The sequence below is a fragment of the Kineococcus gurbantunggutensis genome (assembly GCF_050871925.1).
In the GTDB taxonomy this organism is placed as follows: Bacteria; Actinomycetota; Actinomycetes; order Actinomycetales; family Kineococcaceae; genus Kineococcus.
Genome location: NZ_JBJLSG010000024.1, coordinates 32,526 through 49,813 on the forward strand (window position 1 = coordinate 32,526; position 17,288 = coordinate 49,813).

General features: G+C 74.5%; 17 protein-coding genes. 13 read left to right on the top strand and 4 right to left on the bottom strand.

Features of this window, described 5'->3' with window-relative positions; all coding sequences use genetic code 11:
- Positions 1-313 precede the first annotated feature (313 nt).
- The 9 genes from ACRYR7_RS06830 (at position 314) to ACRYR7_RS06870 (ending at position 6,727) form a co-directional block, all read left to right on the top strand.
- A complete protein-coding gene (locus ACRYR7_RS06830) occupies positions 314-625 on the top strand; it encodes a hypothetical protein (protein WP_432571324.1) in 312 nt (103 codons plus the stop codon).
- A 27-nt stretch (positions 626-652) separates the two neighbouring features.
- Positions 653-1,009 carry a hypothetical protein gene (locus tag ACRYR7_RS06835; RefSeq protein ID WP_432571325.1) on the top strand — a complete coding sequence of 119 codons (357 nt, stop codon included), beginning with the start codon at positions 653-655 and terminating at the stop codon, positions 1,007-1,009.
- Positions 1,010-1,051: 42 nt separating this feature from the next.
- A complete protein-coding gene (locus ACRYR7_RS06840; RefSeq protein ID WP_432571326.1) occupies positions 1,052-1,579 on the top strand; it encodes a hypothetical protein in 528 nt (175 codons plus the stop codon).
- Positions 1,580-1,903, top strand: a complete 324-nt coding sequence (locus ACRYR7_RS06845) for a hypothetical protein (protein ID WP_432571327.1) — start codon at positions 1,580-1,582, stop codon at positions 1,901-1,903. It abuts the gene before it with no gap.
- Positions 1,904-1,946: 43 nt separating this feature from the next.
- Positions 1,947-2,606 carry a haloacid dehalogenase-like hydrolase gene (locus ACRYR7_RS06850; protein WP_432571328.1) on the top strand — a complete coding sequence of 220 codons (660 nt, stop codon included), beginning with the start codon at positions 1,947-1,949 and terminating at the stop codon, positions 2,604-2,606.
- A 386-nt stretch (positions 2,607-2,992) separates the two neighbouring features.
- A complete protein-coding gene (locus ACRYR7_RS06855; protein WP_432571329.1) occupies positions 2,993-4,111 on the top strand; it encodes a GmrSD restriction endonuclease domain-containing protein in 1,119 nt (372 codons plus the stop codon).
- Between the two features lie 83 nt (positions 4,112-4,194).
- Positions 4,195-5,166 carry a phosphorothioated DNA-binding restriction endonuclease gene (locus tag ACRYR7_RS06860; RefSeq protein ID WP_432571341.1) on the top strand — a complete coding sequence of 324 codons (972 nt, stop codon included), beginning with the start codon at positions 4,195-4,197 and terminating at the stop codon, positions 5,164-5,166.
- Positions 5,167-6,035: 869 nt separating this feature from the next.
- Positions 6,036-6,527 (top strand): hypothetical protein, encoded by a 492-nt coding sequence (locus tag ACRYR7_RS06865; protein ID WP_432571330.1) that lies wholly within the window; start codon positions 6,036-6,038, stop codon positions 6,525-6,527.
- 59 nt (positions 6,528-6,586) lie between these two features.
- Positions 6,587-6,727 (top strand): hypothetical protein, encoded by a 141-nt coding sequence (locus tag ACRYR7_RS06870; RefSeq protein ID WP_432571331.1) that lies wholly within the window; start codon positions 6,587-6,589, stop codon positions 6,725-6,727.
- A gap of 68 nt (positions 6,728-6,795) precedes the next feature.
- Here ACRYR7_RS06870 and ACRYR7_RS06875 read toward each other — a convergent pair whose 3' ends face one another.
- From ACRYR7_RS06875 to ACRYR7_RS06890, 4 genes are all read right to left on the bottom strand, one after another.
- Positions 6,796-10,902, bottom strand: coding sequence for a PHP domain-containing protein (locus ACRYR7_RS06875; RefSeq protein ID WP_432571332.1), 4,107 nt, complete (start codon positions 10,900-10,902; stop codon positions 6,796-6,798).
- A 9-nt stretch (positions 10,903-10,911) separates the two neighbouring features.
- A complete protein-coding gene (locus ACRYR7_RS06880; RefSeq protein WP_432571333.1) occupies positions 10,912-11,715 on the bottom strand; it encodes a hypothetical protein in 804 nt (267 codons plus the stop codon).
- A 226-nt stretch (positions 11,716-11,941) separates the two neighbouring features.
- Complete coding sequence (locus ACRYR7_RS06885; RefSeq protein ID WP_432571334.1) at positions 11,942-12,064, bottom strand: hypothetical protein; 123 nt, start codon at positions 12,062-12,064, stop codon at positions 11,942-11,944.
- A gap of 156 nt (positions 12,065-12,220) precedes the next feature.
- Entirely contained in the window at positions 12,221-12,520 is a 300-nt protein-coding gene (locus tag ACRYR7_RS06890) for a DUF5983 family protein (protein ID WP_432571335.1), read from the bottom strand.
- A 329-nt stretch (positions 12,521-12,849) separates the two neighbouring features.
- On the opposite strand from ACRYR7_RS06890, the gene ACRYR7_RS06895 reads away from it, so the two are divergent.
- The 4 genes from ACRYR7_RS06895 (at position 12,850) to ACRYR7_RS06910 (ending at position 17,248) form a co-directional block, all read left to right on the top strand.
- Positions 12,850-14,019 carry an ATP-binding protein gene (locus ACRYR7_RS06895; RefSeq protein ID WP_432571336.1) on the top strand — a complete coding sequence of 390 codons (1,170 nt, stop codon included), beginning with the start codon at positions 12,850-12,852 and terminating at the stop codon, positions 14,017-14,019.
- Positions 14,016-15,341 carry a vWA domain-containing protein gene (locus ACRYR7_RS06900; RefSeq protein WP_432571337.1) on the top strand — a complete coding sequence of 442 codons (1,326 nt, stop codon included), beginning with the start codon at positions 14,016-14,018 and terminating at the stop codon, positions 15,339-15,341. The genes ACRYR7_RS06895 and ACRYR7_RS06900 overlap by 4 nt, the downstream gene beginning before the upstream one ends.
- A gap of 147 nt (positions 15,342-15,488) precedes the next feature.
- Positions 15,489-15,821 (top strand): hypothetical protein, encoded by a 333-nt coding sequence (locus ACRYR7_RS06905; RefSeq protein ID WP_432571338.1) that lies wholly within the window; start codon positions 15,489-15,491, stop codon positions 15,819-15,821.
- Positions 15,818-17,248 (top strand): hypothetical protein, encoded by a 1,431-nt coding sequence (locus tag ACRYR7_RS06910; protein ID WP_432571339.1) that lies wholly within the window; start codon positions 15,818-15,820, stop codon positions 17,246-17,248. The genes ACRYR7_RS06905 and ACRYR7_RS06910 overlap by 4 nt, the downstream gene beginning before the upstream one ends.
- Positions 17,249-17,288 lie beyond the last annotated feature (40 nt).

The following is a 17,288-nucleotide window of genomic DNA, read 5'->3' on the forward strand; positions in this document are numbered from 1 at the left end:
GGAGCACCGCGGCTGCCCGTCCGCCCGGCGCATGACCACCGCCGCAGTCGGGCCCCACCGTCAGCGCCTGCTGCGCCGCCGCAGGTGCTGGCCGCGCCCGGTCCAGAGGCGTGGCAGGTCGTCGAGGACGACGACCTGGGCTTCGTCGCCGACACCGTCAACACTTGAGCCCACTAGGGTCCCGGCCACCGCTCCTCGCCGTCGTCGCCGTCGCCGTCGGGTGCGCGACCACGACGGGCAGGACTCGTGAAGACCCCGAGCAGCACCCTGTCGGCCACCCCCCGGCCACCGGGAGCTGCACCAGAGTGCCGGCGTGGAGATCCCCCTGCTCGCCGCCCTGGCCGCGCTGCCCCTGGGCGGCCTGGTGGTCCTGCTGGCCCTGCTGGTGACCCTGACGGCTTCCCCGCGCCGCCCGCCCGTGCTGGCCAGCGCGCTGGTGGGCCTGCTCCTGCTGGGCGCCTGGGTCGTCATCACCGCAGCCGGCGGTGTGCGCGCGGACGAGACGGGCACCAGCTCCAGCATCTTCTCCGACGTCGGCTGGCTGGTCGCGGCCGTCGCCGCGGCCCTCTGCTCCTCGGTGCTCCACGCCCGCAGCACCGGGCACCTGCGGCGTAGTGCCCGCTGACGAGCGTGCAGGCGCGAGGATCGAGGTGTGAAGGACGCTGAGTCCGGGCTGCCGATCGTCGGCGTCACCATGAGCCGTGACGACTCCTCGGTCACATTCCTGCGCGCGGACGGCAGGCAAGCCCGCTTCCCGCTGCAGGCGTCACCGTTTCGTGAGACCAGCACGGTGGCGAGCCTGCACTGGGCCCCCACGGACGCCAGCTTCACGGGAGCGGCGCTGCTCGCCATCACCGTCACCGGGGACGCCGTCGTCTTCGAGCTGCCCTCCGGCGATGACGACGAGCAGCTCGCCGGCCGGCCCGTCGTCTACCTGGACCAGAACCAGTGGAGCACGCTGAGCAAGGCCGGCGACACGTCCTCCCGGATCCCCGTCGAGGATCGCTAGGCGGCGCTGCGGCTGGCGGAGCCGGCCCACAGCGGCGCCCTGGTGCTGCCGGCCTCTTCCGGGCACTACCACGAGACGACGAAGTGGCCCGATGACGCCGCCCGGTACCGGCTCGGGCTGACCATCCTGCAGCTCAGCCGTGGATGGCAGCTGCGCGACCCGCTGCAGGTGCGCCGCGATGAGATCCGGGCCTCCTACGAGCAGGTGTTCCTCGGCGGGCCCGCACCGTGCGCGCGCTCCGTCGTCAGTCTGGTGCCGGGCGTGCTGCACGGTCCTGCGCGCGGTGGGCCTTCCACCGAGGCACCTCTGGACTTCCCGCCCGACTTCGCGGCCGCCTACGAGGCGCTGCTGTCGGCCACCGTGTCCATCGACCTCATGCTCGACCGGAACCACATCCCCTCCACCCCGCCGACCGGCTGGACGCAGAGCAACCAGCAGTTCTCGGACTGGCTGGATCATGAACCCCGCGACTCCCAGCAGAAGCGGAAGTCCGTCGACGCCCTGCTCCTGCACGACCTGCAGCGGGAGCTGGCGGAAGAGGCCCGGTCCAGCGGCATCACCACGACGTAGATGAGCGAGTGGTTCTGGCAGCACCCCACCCGGCTTTCGGCCCTGCCCACGCTGGGACTGTTCCGCGAGGTCCTGCACGAGCGCCACCTCAACCGGGGCCTGACCTGGAAGCCGGACGACCTGAACGACATGCTCTACCTGTCCACTGCCACCGCCTACGCCGACGTCGTCGTCTGCGAGCGCGCGATGGGCAGCGCCCTGCAGCGCGGCCTCGCTCGCCTCGGGCGCACCACGCCGGTGTTGCGCCGGTTGAGCGAGGCGGTCCCCGCCATCGAGCGCTTGCTCGATGCCCGCGACCAACCGGTGAACCCACCGTGCCCGTGACCCGCCGCCCGGCCCTTGTCCGCCCACTCCTAGTGGTCGCCGGGTGCCCCGGCAGCCGTGCGTGGTCTTCGACCTGGACGACACCCTGCTCGCCACCGACTCCTTCGCCCGCTTCCTGAGCCACCTGCTGCGCCGCTCCCCCGCCCGCCTGGCCCTGGTGGTCCTGAGCGCCCCGGCGTGGCTGGCCCTCGGTGCCCGGCGCACCGGCCGGATCCACGCCGAGCGCCTCGTCGTCTGGGCGGCCACCGTCGGCCTGCACCCCGAGCGCTTGCAGGAGCTGGTGCGCGCCTTCGCCGCCGAGCACGCCGGTGTCGCCGGCGGCCGGCGCATCGACCTGGCGCTGGCTCGCCTGCACGAGCACCGGGCCGCCGGGAACCGCGTCGTCGTCGCCACCGGCTGCGCACAGCCCCTGGCCCGCGCGCTCTGCGACGCCCTGGGGCTTCAGGACCTCCAGGTCGTGGCCAGCACGTTCACCGCCCACCGCTGGCGCCTGCCGCACGCCGTGCCCGCCCGCGGCCAGGCCAAGGTGCGCGCCCTGCTCGCAGCCGGCCTCGAGCTGCCCGTGGAGCACGCCTACTCCGACAGCCTGGCCGACCTGCCGCTGCTGCGGGCCGCGCGCACCGCGCACCTGGTGCGTCCCCGCGCGCGCGAGCTGCCCGCGCTGCTGCAGGTGCTCGGGGAGGACGTGGAGGTGCTGCGTTGAGCGCCGCACGCCCCACCCCGGCGCGTGCGGCCCGCGACGCGCACGGCCCCCAGCGCGTCGGAACGCACGACGGCCGCCGGGTCCAAGGACCCAGCGGCCGCGCACGTGCTGATCGACCCGGCAGTCGCCTCTCGGCGAGTGGCCACTCGAGGTGGCTGAAGGTGAGGCCCGGGGACATGCAGCAGGTCGATCACCCTCTACAAGCACCGGCACCGCACCGGCATTCCCCCCGCAGCCCTCACCCACCTCCTACGTCCGACCGCCGGCCGCACCCTCTTCGGCCCTAGGTGGCGCCTCCTGGGAGCACGGGGAGGCAGGCGTGGTCCGGCGTGGCGGCCGCGGCCGTGCCGCCGCTGCTGTCGGCGTCAGCCTGTAAGAGTGGAGGAGTGACGACGTGGCCCTCCCCGCGCCGCCGCGTGAGTGCTGCGGCTGCAGCCGGCGCCGTGGCGGCGGTCCTGCTCGCCGGGTGCACGCCCGGCACCTCCACGACCGCGGCCAGCTCCTCGCCCGCAGGAGCGAGCGGCACGAGCTCACCGGCCAGCCCTCCGCCGGGTGCACCTGTCCCCGCTGCCACCTCCGTCCCGGCTGAGCCGCCCGCGAGCGCCGCACCCGCACCCGCAGCCGGGGCGCCGGCCGGCGGCGCGCAGGCGCAGAGCGCCCTGGCCATCCTGGAGACGCTGGAGGTGAAGGGCCGGGCACCGAAGACCGGCTACAGCCGTGATCAGTTCGGCGACGGCTGGATCGACACCGACCACAACGGCTGCGACTCCCGCAACGACGTCCTGGCCCGGGACCTCATCGACGAGAGCTTCAAGCCCGGCACCCGCGACTGCGTCGTCGCCACCGGCACCCTTGCCGACCCCTACAGCGGCACGACCATCACCTTCGTGCGCGGGCAGGACACCTCCTCAGCGGTGCAGATCGACCACGTCGTGGCCCTCTCCGACGCCTGGCAGAAGGGCGCCCAGCAGTGGGAGGTGGCCAAGCGAGTCGCCTTCGCCAACGACGGCCTGGAGCTGCTGGCCGTCGACGGTCCCTTGAACGGGCAGAAGGGCGACGGGGACGCGGCCACCTGGCTGCCGCCCAACCGCGCCTACCGCTGCACCTACGTCGCACGGCAGGTGGCGCTGAAGGCCACCTGGGGGCTGTGGGTGACCGCCGCCGAGCGCGACGCCATCGCCGGGGTGCTGGCCTCCTGCCCGGACCAGCCGGTGCCCATCAGCCCGGCCGCGGCGCCAGCCAGCGGCGGGGGCAGCGCAGCTCCGGCACCGGCTCCTGCAGCACCGGCACCTGCCCCGGCACCTGCCGCGCCTGCTCCAGCCGACCCGCCACCCGCTGACCCCGCACCCGCTGACCCCGAACCCGCGGCCGGTGCGGGGACGGATCCGGACTTCGGCACCTGCAAGGCCGCCAACGCCGCCGGCTACGGCCCCTACGTTCAGGGACAGGACCCCGAGTACGGCTTCTACCGCGACGCCGACGGTGACGGCACGGTGTGCGAGTGAGCCAGCAGCCACCCGCCAGACCGCCCGTACCAGGGCCCTCCGTACCAGGGCCCTCCGTACCAGGGCCGGGGCAGCCGGCGGCGCTGCAGCGGCTGCTGACGCTGCGCCAGTACCAGCAGAACGGCCTGCGCGCCCCGCACAAGCCGCTGCTGGTGATGCTCGCCCTGGCTCGGCTGCTGAGCACCGGCACCAGCGCGATCACCTGGCTGGAAGCCCGCCGGGAGCTGGCCGCCCTGATCACCGAGTTCGGCCCCACCAGCAAGACCAGCCCCGTGCAGTCGGCGGCCTACCCCTTCACCCGGCTGCGCTCGGACGGCTTCTGGACGCTTACTCCCGACGTGCCCATGGACCGCGTCAAGCCGCTGGAGGAGCAGGCGGTCGTCGGCCGGCTCGAGCCCGCGCTGCAGGCGTGGCTGCTGGCGCACCCGCACGTGGCGCTGCAAGCCGTGCACGAGCTGGCCAGCACCAACTTCGCGCCCACCGTCGCGCCCGACGTCCTGGCCGCCATCGGCCTGGACGCGGACACCCTGGAGCTGCCGCAGCTCGAGCAGCGCAGTGGCACGGACAGCACCTCTGCCACCTCTGGCGCACCTGACGCACCTGGCGCATCTGGTGCGGCGGGGCTGCTGGCCGACGACGCGCGCCGCTCCCCCACCGAGCGCAAGCGCAGCGCCGCCTGGCGCCGGGAGGTGCTGCAGGCGTGGGAGCGCTCGTGCGCGTTCTGCGGCTTCGACGGGCAGCTGTTGCACGCCCCCGTCGGCCTGGAGGCCGCGCACGTGCGCTGGTTCCAGTTCTCCGGCCCCGACGAGGCCGACAACGGCCTGGCGCTGTGCAGCCTGCACCACAAGCTCTTCGACCGCGGCGTGCTGGGCGTGACGACTCAGCTGCGGGTGCAGGTCTCCGCCGCCTTCACCGCCCGCTCCGCCGCTGCGCGCAGCGTCTACGAGCTGCACCAGCGCCTGCTGGCGATGGATCGGCCCGGGCGGGTGCCGCCGGCGGCGGAGCACCTGCGCTGGCACCAGCGGCAGATCTTCAAGGCGCCGGCCCTGGCCTGAGCTGGGCAGCCGAGCTGGAGCCCTCAGCCCGCGCGTCGTGACCACGGCCATCACCACCGTCATGACGGACGCTGTCGCCGCTCACCTCTTCGGCAGGTGAGCGTCAGCAACGCACGGGTTTCTGCGTTGCTCCCAACGTGTGAACCGAAGGCTTCGCCTGCTCCACGTAGGTGAATCGGCCGGGGGGGGTTCCATGCCCTTGGTTGGAATTAACAGAGTGAGAGCAGTTTCGGCAGCGTTGAAGCGCCGGCCGCGCACCCTCACGCAGCGGCGCCGCTGGCCACTCCGCTGCCACCAGCACGCTCTGGCCGCAGCGGTGCAGGACCACCTGGACGGCGCAACGGTCAGCGCCGGTCTCACCCGTGAAGTACCCGGGTGGGGAGCACCTGAGCGTGCAGCGCCCGGGCAGACCTCGATGCGAGCCGGCGCAGGTGCTTCCGGTTGCACGAGCGGTCGCCGCCTGCACCCACGCATCCCCGGGCAGACGCTCGAGCCCACCAGCTCAGCAGCTGTCCGCGAGATGCAGCCGGCCAGCCCCCGGCGGTTTGCGGCTGGCGCCTGAGGATCGGCCGCGCATCGCCGGGCTCTTCACGGCTCACCTGTTCAGCCGGTACGCCCGGTCCGCGCTCTGACCTAGCAAAAGCGCCGGGCCTGGCGCGCAGGGCGCCACCAGGACTTGGTGGCGCCCTCTTCGTCGTCCGCGGCCTGCACACACCGGCGCGCCACGGCGCACCGGAGGCGCCGTGCAGCCGCACCGCCATCACCTGCACCGCCACTACCCGAGCCGGCACCACACCCGGCGACCACCCACCCCCTGAGGAGGATCTTCGATGTACCAGCCGCACCTCCAGCACCGTCCCCTGCCGCGCGTGAACGCCACGCCCGGCCAGCTGAACCGGCTGCACCGCGAACACGGGTGCCTGTTCACCACCACCGCCGAGCAGCAGGTGCGTGCCTGGCTGGGTCCGGGCCGTGTGCGCTCGGCTCCCGGCCCGGACCTGTCCGGTACCCACGAGGTGCTCGACGAGTGCGCGCGCGAGTTCCTGCGCTACTGCCCGCGTGGAGGTGTCTTCGCCGTGCGCTGGCACACCCTGCGGGTGGTGCACCACCCGCGCGAGTACGCCATCGCCCAGCTGAGCAGTGCCAGGGATGCCAGCACGTGCGCGCCCAGCGCCAGCCCCCTGCCGGGTATGGGTCAGGGTGGCGGCGAGGCCGGTCGTCAGAGCGGCCGTCAGAGCGGTCGTCAGAGCGGCAAGGTCTTCACCGCATCCTTGACCGGCGGCACCCGGCACGAGCGGCGCCTCCTGCGCGAGCAGCTGCTGCAGGCGCTGGGCATGCCCATTCCGGGGCAGCGGCGGTGAAGCACCGCCGTGAGCACCGGCCGCTGCTGAGTGCCGCCCGGCGTGCGGGGTGGCGCGTGGTGGACACCAAGCACGGGTGCCTCGTCTATCCCGACGACCCGGGCCTGCCGGCCATCGCCGTCGGTGGCACCAGCAGCGACTGGAGGGCCGCTCGCAACGCACGCGCTCGCCTGCGCCGCGCTGGCTTGAAGACGCTGTGAGCTTCGCTCGACGTGGGGCACTCCGGTGAGCATCCGCTGCGCTCCTCCCGCACTGAACCGTGCGCTGCTCACCACGACGGCGCCCGCCCCGAGGTGAGCAGGGCCTGCAGGTCCCACAGCTGTAGCGCGGTGATGCTGACCCCGCGCGGGCCGGTGCGGCGCAGCCGGCCGCGCACCAGCAGCAGCGAGCTGCGCAGCAGCACCCGGTGGCTGGTGGTGGCTTGGACGTCGGCGAAGACGGTGACGTCGGCGCAGCCGGTGCCGTCGTCCAGGGTGAGGAACAGCGCCGCGCGGCCGCTGCGGGTGGGTGGGCTTTGGGTGGCCACCCGCACCCCTGCGACCAGGACGTCGGTGTCGGTGCGCTGGGTGAGCAGCTGCTCGGCGGGCACGACGCCCCAGCCGGCCAGGCGGGGCAGGTGGGCACCGAGCACGTGCTCGCTGAGGTCCAGGCCCATCACTTCCAGCTCGGTGCGCACCTGCTGCATCCGCCGGTGCCCCGAGGCAGCGCGGCCGTCGGGGCTCCCAGGTTCGTCGTCGGTCGACCACCCAGTGGTCGAGGCCGTGGCCGGTGCTGAAGGAGCGGGCAGGAGGTGGCCGGCGTCGTCGATGGGCAGGATCAGCTGGACCGGCACGGCCGCCTGGCCGGTGGCCGCCGGGGCACCACCGGCGCCTGGGCCGCTGGTGCCTGGCGGCCGGCCGTGAGCGCTGCGGCGGGCGGAGTTGTTGCCGGGATCGGCAGGGGTGCTGTGCCGGCGGGGGCGGGTGGCGTTCAAGTGCGCCAGCAGGTCCCCGCGGCTGAGCACCCGCCCGGTGCCGGAGCGGTGGGTGCCCACGCCCACCAGGGTGTCCAGGGCGCCGACCGCGGCCAGCCGGCGCAGCGTGGGCGCGTGCGGGCGGGCCCGCTCGATCAGGTCGTGCAGGTCGGTGAAGGGCTGGGCGCCGGCCAGGCGCTGGACCTCCTTCTCGTGGATGCCGTGCACCTGGCTCAGCGCCGCCCGGATGCCGGTGCGTCCGTCGGGCAGCACCTCGCAGCGCCAGGAGCCGGTGGAGCGCTGCACGTCCAGCGGCAGCAGCGGAACCCGAAGGCGGCGGGCCTCGGCCAGCAGCAGGCGGCGCGGGTACATGCCCGGGTCGTGCTCGAGCAGCCCGGCCAGGAACTGCGCCGGGTGGTGGGCCTTCAGCCAGGCGGAGTGGTAGGTGGTCGCGGCGAAGGCCGCGGCGTGCGCGCGGGCGAAACCGAAACCGCCGTGCCCGGCCACGATCGCCCACACCGCCTGCACCGCTTCGGGTGCGTAGCCGCGCGCGGCGGCCGCGGTGCGGAAGAAGCGCTCCACCTCAGCGCGCTCAGCAGCGTCGGACAGGTGCCGGCGCAGCACGTCCGCGCGCGCCAGGCCGCAGCCGGTGAAGACGTCCAGGATCCGCATGACCTGCTCGTGGAAGATCGCCACCCCGTGCGTCTCCCCGAGGATGGAGGCCAGGTCCGCGTGCGGCAGGCGCACCTGGCGCCAGCCGTGGTGCCCCTCGAGGAACGGGGTGATCATGTCGTTGGCCATCGGGCCGGGCCGGAAGAGGGCCACGTCGATGACCAGGTGGGTGAAGGTGGCCGGCTGGAACTTGCCCAGCAGCTCGCGCTGGCCGGGGGACTCGACCTGGAAGACGCCCAGGGTGTGGGTGGAGCGGATCAGCTCGAAGGTGGCCGGATCGTCCAGCGGCACGCGGTCCAGGTCAGGTGCGCCGCCGGCGTGAAGGAGCGCCGACTCGGGCGCTGCCGGCTGCGGCGCTGCCCGGGTGGGTGTTGCAGGTTCGGTCGTGACTGCCGGCCGGTGGGCCTTTGGCGGCGTGCTCCGGCGCGGGTGCGGTACTGCCTCGCGCGGGGCGGCAGCGGAGCAACCGTGTGGCTCGCTGCCGGAGTCGCCGCCGGCCTCGGTGGTCGGCTCGCTGGGCGGCGGGGTGGTTCGCTCGATTTCGCGCAGGGTGTGGGCGATGGCGGACTGCATCCGCACCCCCAGCACGTCCAGCTTGAGCCAGCCCATGGGGTCCATGTCGTCCTTGTCGAACAGGGACATGGCCAGGCCCTCGATGCCGCACGGCTGCACCGGGGTGCGGGCGGCGAGGCTGGCGTCGGAGAGGATGATGCCGCACGGGTGCAGCGAGGTGTGCCGCGGCAGGCGGTCCAGGAACGCCGAGGCATCCACCAGCAGGTCCAGCTGCCGGTCCGCGCGCACCAGCTGCGCCAGCTCGCGCAGTTCGGGGCGCTCGGCGAGCGCGGCGCGCAGGCCCCGGGCGCTGACCCCGCGCAGGCTCTTGGCCACGTCGTCGATGAGCTCCTCGTCCACCCCCAGGGCCATGCCGGCATCGCGCACCGCTCCGCGAGAGCGGTAGGCCTGCGTCATCGCCATCAGCGCCACCCGCTGCGCACCGAAGCGCCGCGCGATGGCGCGGTAGACGTCGTGGCGGCGGGCGGACTCCACGTCCAGGTCGATGTCGGGCAGCGACTCGCGCCGCTCGGAGATGAACCGCTCGAAGAGCAGGCCGTGCTCCAAGGGGTCGACGCCTGAGATGCCCAGCAGCCAGGCCACCACGCTGCCGGCCGCGGAGCCGCGAGCGGCGGCGCGAACCCCCATGCCGCGCACCAGGCGAACGGTCTCGTGCACGGCCAGGAAGAAGGTGGCGTAGCCCAGGGCGTCGATGACGGCCAGCTCCGCGGCGACCTGGTCGACCACGCGCTGCCGGCGGGCGGTGGAGGCGCCGGCGTGGCGGTGCTCCAGGCCCGCGGTGCAGCGCTGGGCGAGCTCACCCATCGCGGAGTTCGCCACTTTGAGGACCGCCACCTCCGGGGTGCGCGGGGTGCCCCAGCCCAGGTCCGCTTCCGGGTCCAGCCTGCAGCGATCGACCACGGCGGCGGTGCCGGACAGCAGCATCCTCACCCCGTGCGCTCCCAGGTCGGCGGCTGCGGCGACCTCGCCGGCGATGCGCTGCATCGCGGCGGTCGGCTTCAGCCAGGCCTGCGCGTTCGGGGAGAGCAGGGAACCGCGCAGGTGCCCGCCGAACGGATCCCCCGCCGACGCGGTCAGGGCCGACGAGGACGGGGCCGACGAGGACGGGGCCGACGAGGACGGGGCCGACGTGCTCGTTCCCGGCAGGTGCGCGCCTGCTGCCACCGGCGGCGAGGTGCGTGCCCGGGTACCGGTGCGCCGGGGGGCGTGCAGGTCCTCCAGGGCGCGCAGCGCCGCGACCGCGTCGCCGAGGTCGGCGCTGATCGTCTCCCCGGGGTGCAGCAGGCGCACCGCGTTGGTCAGCACCACCGGGATGCCGGCCTCGGCGGCGGTGCGCAGCGCCCGGGCGGCCACCGAGATCGAGCGCGGGTGCCCCTGCACGGTCAGGTGGCACACGATCTCCGCGGCCAGGACGCTGGCGGGGGCCACCCCCGCCGGCAGCAGCGAGCACCAGCGAGCCCAGGCGGCGCGCGCCAGCCGGGTGCGCCCGTTGGCCAGGGCACGGCCGACGTCGGTGTCCGCGCCCAGCAGCACGCTGAGCACCGCCTCCTCAGCAACTGTGGGCGCGCACCCCTCCTCGGCTCGGCTTCCACCTGCCCGGTCGTGGTCCTCCTCCGCGGTTGCGGCGCTGGAGGCGGAGCCGGCGCGCGGGACGGGACGCGGGGTGCTCAAGGCCCGCGCCAGCTGAGCACGTGTGATCGCCGGCATCGGGCGTGTCACCGGCACCGTGAGCTCCTGTGCGTCGGCGCTCCGCGCGGTGCGCGCGCCGGTGCCGTGCGCTGCGGTGGTCAGGTGGCACAGGGCCGCCCAGCCCGCTCCTCCGGTGCGCCCGTGCGCGAGCACCACCAGGCGGCTGGGCGAGGCGTGCCGGCGCGCGCCGGCGAGCGCCCCGGCACGGTGCACGGCGAGGGCGTCGGAGACGCCGGAGGCTGGCTCGTGGGCGGGTGCTGCGGCGCTGTCGGGCTCCTCCACGAGGGCGAAGTCCACGCCGGCGATGGCGTCGATGCCCGCGGCGCGGCAGGCGCCGACGTGCTGGATGAGCCCGTGCATGCCGTCGCGATCGGTCAGCGCGGCCGCGTCGGCTCCGTCGGCCAGCGCTGCGGCCACCAGGTCCGCCGGGGAGGCGGTGCCGTAGTGGTAGCTGTAGCTGCTGGCCACGTGCAGGTGGGCGAACGACATGCGCCGCCCTCAGCCCGTGCTCGACCCGCCCCGTCCGTGCGCGCTGGAGACAACCTGCCCGGGGAAGACTCCGCTGACGTGCTCGAGGACCCTCGAGGTGTCAGTGGAGGAGAGGCTGCCGCCGCCGCTTGCACGGTCGGGGCAGTGTTGTGCGGCTCGCTCACCGGGAACGTGCGTGAGGAGTTCAGCGGGCTCGGCGACGGAGTCCTCGAGGAGGTCGGTGAGCACCTCGTCGAGGTGCTCACCGGCGTGGGCACCGGCAGCCCCCTCCGCGCTCACCAGGTCCACGCGCAGGACCTGCCAGCCGGTGGAGCGACGCACCGCGTCGAGCAGGACCGCGGCGGCGCTGCTGTGCTCGTAGGCGGGCGCATCGAACGCATCGAACGCGTCGGTCTCGTCGATCCCGTCGAACGCGTCGATCTCGTCGGCGCTGTCGTCGGCTCTGGTGGGTACGGCCTGCTCGCGCGCGGCGGTGCGGCAGCAGCGGCAGGCCGCGTCGGCGCAGGCGCGGGCCTGCAGCTGCCAGCGCTCCACGTCCACCAGGTCCACCAGGTCCACCAGGTCCGACGGAGCCTCCCGCACGGTGCTCGCGCCGGCGACCGTGACCCCGGCCTGCGAGGCAGTGACAGACGTCTGAGCGCCCTTGTGGCCGTGACCGCTGCCGGTGGTGGGTAGACGGCGCAGGCTGCGCCACCAGGGGATGGCGGGCCGCTCGTGCCAGCGGTAGGCGTGGTGCACCACGAGGTGCCGGCCGTGCAGCAGCACTGCGACCGGAACTCCGGCGTCCTCGACGATGCGCGCCTCGCTGGACACCAGACCTCCCCCCGCGTATCGAACGTGTGTTCGACTGGCTTGGGAGCTTAGCGACCTTGGTGCGCTCGGCGTCAAGCCGAGACACGCCAGGCTGAGCCGACGGCGCGCTCTGCGGGCCGTGCGAGGCGACCCACAGAGCGCTTCAGGCACCTGGAGGCCACGCACCGGCAGCCATGCCCGGGTGGGGCGCCGGGCGCCGCGCTCGAGTTGGTGCTGCTCTGGCGCGTCAGGCGAGTGCGACAGGCGCGCTCGCGTCGGCCGCCATGACGTAGAGGATCTTGTGGTCGGCGGGGATCTGAGCGCGCAGCTCGGCGATGGCCTCGGCGCTGGTGGCGGCTTCGATCACCACCCGCACAGCGTCATCGGCCATGACGTCGATCAGCCGGGGCGGTGGGCAAGCAGCCAGCTCATGAGCTCAGTGCGCCCGGAGCTGACCGCGAGCCCGCACAGCGCCACCGACGTCGGTGGAGCCGCCGGCGCGCGCCGGCCCGCCCCGGCCACGCGTTCACCAGTCGTGCACGGGCAACTCCTCGCGCCGTTCGCCATCGGCGTCGAAGTTGAGCCAGAACACGTCCGGGCCCAGGGCGCGGGCCAGACGGAGGGCGGCGAGCAGGTGGGGGAAGCTCTCGCGCAGGTGCGCCGCCTCAGCCTCGAAGGCTTCCGCAGGCTCCTGGCTGACGTGGACCCACAGGCCGTGCTCGTGAGTGATGACTCGAGGGCCGCTGCCCTGAAGCTGGTGTGCGGCGCCGCGCGTCTCGCGGGCGCCGAGGTGCGCGGTGGTGAGGTCGAGGTATCTACCGATCACGGGGTGCTCCGGTTTCGAGGTGGGCCAGCAGCGCGGGCGGTACTTCCGTCGTGGCCAGCAGATCCGCCGGCGGGTGTCGCGATCAGCGCAATCCCCCGAGGGGTCGACGCTCGTGTCCCGACATCGCTAACATTAGCACACTAACGCGGCGAGGGGCAGGGATGGTTTTTCTCCGTTCATCGCACCCGGGGTTGCGCGCATTTCGTTAGGCTGCTATGGTTGCACTACTGCGGCACCGGGACAGCGACCCGGAGCCGCGGACGAACCAGCCCAGCGACGCTGGAGAGCCACCGATGCGCAGCACTCAGCCGTCCCCCCAGCCGTCCAGCGTGAACTCTCAGATTGCGTCATCAGCACTGAGCCTGACGACGTTCCTGCGCGTCTCGGCCGCCGCCATGCGCGTCGGCATCGTGCCGCTGTGGTGGGGCGACGCTGGTATCGGCAAGACGAGCATGGCGCGCACCCTGGCCCGCCTGGACGGCGGCCGGTGCGAGGTCGTGGAGCCGTACAAGCACACCGCGATCGACCTGCAGGGCCTGCCGCACGTCAGCGCCGACGAGCACGTGACCCTGATCCCGCCCGCCTGGGCCGTGCGCGCTGCGGCCGGGGAGACCACGCACCTGCTGATCGACGAGGTCACCATCGCCGGGGACGCGCAGAAGGCGCTGCTGTCGGTGGCCCTGGACCGGCGCGTGGGGGACCTGACCCTGCCGCGCGAGGTCAAGATCATCGCCGCCGCGAACCCTCCGGAGCTGTCGGTCGACGGTGACGACCTGCCCGGCCCGCTGGCCAACCGCTTCCTGCACATGGACTTCCCCACCGGTGCTGAGGCGTGGATCGCCGGTATGACGACCGGCTGGCAGTTGCCGGCAGGGGCCTTCGACGGCCTGCCGGACCCGACGCCCGAGCGCCGCGCCGTCACCCGCGCCGTGGTCACCGGGTTCATCCGCCAGTTCCCGGCCCTGCTGCACGACCGCCCCCACGGCCAGCCCGACAAGGAGGGGCGCGCCTGGCCCTCACACCGGCAGTGGGAGCGCGTGGCCGACGTGCTCGCGGCGCTGGGACCGTGCCCCTCCGACCCCGAGGGCACCGAGGCGGAGACGGTGGCCGTGGCCGGGCTCGTGGGCCAGGGTGCGGCGCAGCAGTTCGTGGCCTGGCGGCGCGAGGCAGACCTGCCCGACCCCGACGAGGTCACGCGCGAGCCGGAGAGCATCGCGTGGGCGGGCCTGCGCGACGACGTCGCGTGGGCGATCCTCAACGCCGTGGTCACCCTGGCGGTGCAGCGGGGCACCGTGGTGGCCTGGAAGGCCGCGTGGGGGCCGCTGAGCGTGGCTGCGCAGGCGGGCCGTCCCGACCTGGCCGCCGCGAACGTGCGCAACCTCATGGCCGCTCGGCCCAACAACACGGTGCCGCCCGCCAGCGCCCGCAAGCTGATGGGCGCGCTGACCGAGGCCGGGGTGCTGCCGTCGAACTTCACCGACGCGGCGGTGGCGGCGTGAGCGCGGCGGTCAGCGCCGAGGCTCCCGGCGCGCAGGCCAGCGGGGCGCAGGTGCCCAAGCTGCGTCCGCTCACCGACGACGAGCACCAGGCGTTCGCTCTGGCGCGGCTGCGCACCTTCGAGCACCTGCCGTACTTCCAGCACGCGATCCTGGCGCTGCGTCCGCTCGCCGCCGAGGGCCTGGGCACCTTCGCCGTCGATCGGTACTGGCGCCTCTACATCGACCCGCAGAGCCTGCGCGAGTGGGGCACCGCCGAGGCCAGCGGGGTGCTCGGCCACGAGGTCGAGCACATGGTGCGTGACCACGCCGGGCGGGGGGAGGCGATCGGCTCGCACCGCCACCCGCTGGCGTGGAACTACGCCACCGACGCGGCGATCAACCCCGGCCTGCTCGCGCAGTCGGTGCCGCTTCCTGAGGGGGTCATCACCCCCGAGGCGTTGGACCTGGCTCCCGGGGGGTTCGAGGAGTCCTACTTCCAGCAGTTGTGCGCGAGCCTGCCCCCCGACGAGAGCGACGACGGCGAGGCCGGGTGCGGCTCCGGCGCAGGAGGACCAGCGGCGGGCTGGGAGCTGGGGCAGAGCGATTCCGGCCCCGAGGGGGTGGCCGCGCCGGTGGGACCGGCGCGCGGGGACCTGATCCGACGCGCCACCGCACAGGCGGTGCGCGAGCACGCCGCCAGCGGGCGCGGAACGGTCCCGGCCTCCCTGGCGCGCTGGGCGGAGGACCAGCTGCGGGCACCGGCGCTGGACTGGAAGCGCCTGCTGCCCGCCCTGGTGCGCCGGGCGATCCACTACCAGGCGGGGTGGCGGGAGCAGACGTTCGCACGGCTGCCCCGTGTGCGCATCCCCGGCTTCATCCTGCCCGGGGCGCAGGACCGGCAGATCACGGTCGCGATCGTGGCGGACACCTCGGCGTCCATGAGCGCGGCGCACCTGAACGCGGCGGTGGCCGAGGTGGGCGGGGTGGTCCGCGCAGCGGGCATCCGTGGGCGCGGTGTGCCCGTGCTGGCTTGCGACGCGGACGTGGCCGCGACCACGCACGTGCGCCGCCTGGCCGGTCTGGGCAGCAGCATCGACCTGGCCGGGGGCGGCGGGACGGACATGCGCGTGGGGATCGCCGCTGCCGAGGCGCTGCGCCCGCGACCGGACGTGATCGTGGTCCTGACCGACGGGTACACCCCGTGGCCAGCCACGCCGACGCGGGCGAGCCTGATAGCGGGGATCATCAACTCCACCGGCGAGGTTCCGGTGGCACCCGACGGCGGCAACCCGTACGCGGTGCCGTCGTGGGCGCACACGGTGGGCATCGCCACCGCCGACTGACCGGCGAGCCAGGCGGGCCGCGGCGCTGCCGGGGGTGCGACTACGGCGCGCCCCCGGCAGTGGCCGGCGCCGGGGTGGCCGGCCGCGCTCGGCGCCGGCCCGCGACCACCCCTTGCCGCTCTATTCATAGTGCGCTAGTGTTTAGCCATGCAGTCACCCTCTGAGAGCACCGGCACGGCCGCGCAGGAAGCGACCGCGCTGCACGAGCCCACAGCCGTGACCGCAGCCCTGCGCGCGTACGCGGCCGCCGTGCTGGCCGGGACCGACTGCACGCTGGACGAGGTGACCGCGATCGCCTGCGGGGCGCGAGAAGCCGCACAGGACAGTCCCCTGGCCGCGGTCGCCGATGCGCTGCGCGCCGGTTGGTCGGCCACCGAGCGCGTGCACGGCCAGCGCGACGGCGGCCAGCGCGCGCAGCACGACACCGAGCGCGGCGACGCGCCCGCCCCCCGCCCCGATCTCCCGGAGGACCAGCGATGAGCACCGCCCACTACGACCTGGCCGCGCGGCTGCGCGCGGCCAGCACCGCCCGCCCGGTTCCTCGCGCGGCGGCCTCCTCGATCACGCAGCTGCGCGCGCCGGTCGCGATCACCTTGCAGGCGCTGAGCGGTGGCGGTTTCGCGCTCAGCGCGACCACGCCGACGCCGGAGGCCGCGCCGCAGAGCTCCGCGAGCGCCGGGACGGGAGCCTGCGGCCCCGGTTTCCGCACCGAGCGGGCGCACGGCGCGGACGCGCTGCGCGCGCTGGCCGCCGTCGGCGTCGGGGTGGAGCACGCGCTGCCCAAGAGCCGGGTGCGCCTGAGGGGTGCCGGCGGCGCTCCGGCGCAGCAGGCACCGGAGCACGCCGGGGCCGACGGCGAGGACGGCGACGATGAGCTGGTGCCGTCGTGGCGCACGCTGGTGGTGGCCGACCACGCCACGCTGGCGATGCTGGGACACCTGGTGGCCGACGTGGCACCGGGCGGCCCCTGGGAGGCGCAGGCCGCGATCGTGGACTGGTGGCTGGCGCGCGCGGACCACCCCGGCAGCCCTTCGGTGCTCGTCGTGCCCAGCGCCTGCGCGCAGCGGTGGATCCTCGGGGAGGCGCCGGAGGCGGAGCGCACCTGGCAGACGTGGGCGCGCTGGCTGGGCACGGACTGCGTCGGCCCTGCCTCCGGTGCGCTCGGGCCGGGCAGCGGTGCCTCACCGGCCGCGCGGCCCGCAGGCATCGACGGCACCGGCGAGTCCCTGCTGCGCCTGGCGGCGAAGCTGGACACCGGCTCGCCGCTGCCCGGGGCGCACGCCGTGGTCGGGCGCGAGGACCGCTCGTGGACGTACCTGCTCGACCGGATCGCGGCCGGGGTCAACTTCCGCAAGGGCGACAACCTCGTGGAGGCGTCGATGGGCCTGACCACCCGCTGCCAGGCGGCGGAGCTGTGGGAGTCCATGCGCCTGCACGATCCGCTGGTGGCCGACCGCGCCCGCTTCGACGGCACCGTGCTGACCGGTCAGGTGTGCTGGGTGGCGGCCAGGGAACCGGAGTTCGAGGTGCTGGCCGACCGGCTCGTCAGCCGCTTCCGCGCCGGGCAGGTCGTCACCGGCACCTACGGCGCGTCAGGGTCCTGCGCCGGTGGGCAGTTCACCGCGACCGTCGTGGCCGCGCGCATCGGCCAGGACGGTCGCCTGGTGGTCACGCTGGGGCAGGTCGTGCAGCACAAGCTCAAGACCCGCGCCCTGGTGGTGCGCCCGGGTGTGCGCGTGCAGGTGCGCCCGGAGCCGGTGGGCGCGCAGCAGCAGGAGCACGGCAAGCGCAACCTCAGCACGCGCTACCGCGATCGGGGCAACTGGATGGTGCGCGCCACTCCCCCGCCGCGCGCGCGCCGGGACGTGCCCTGGGACGTGCTCATGGCCGCCGCCGAGGACGACTGACCCGCTGAGCGGTGCGCTCGCCGGGCGCTGACCGGCGAGC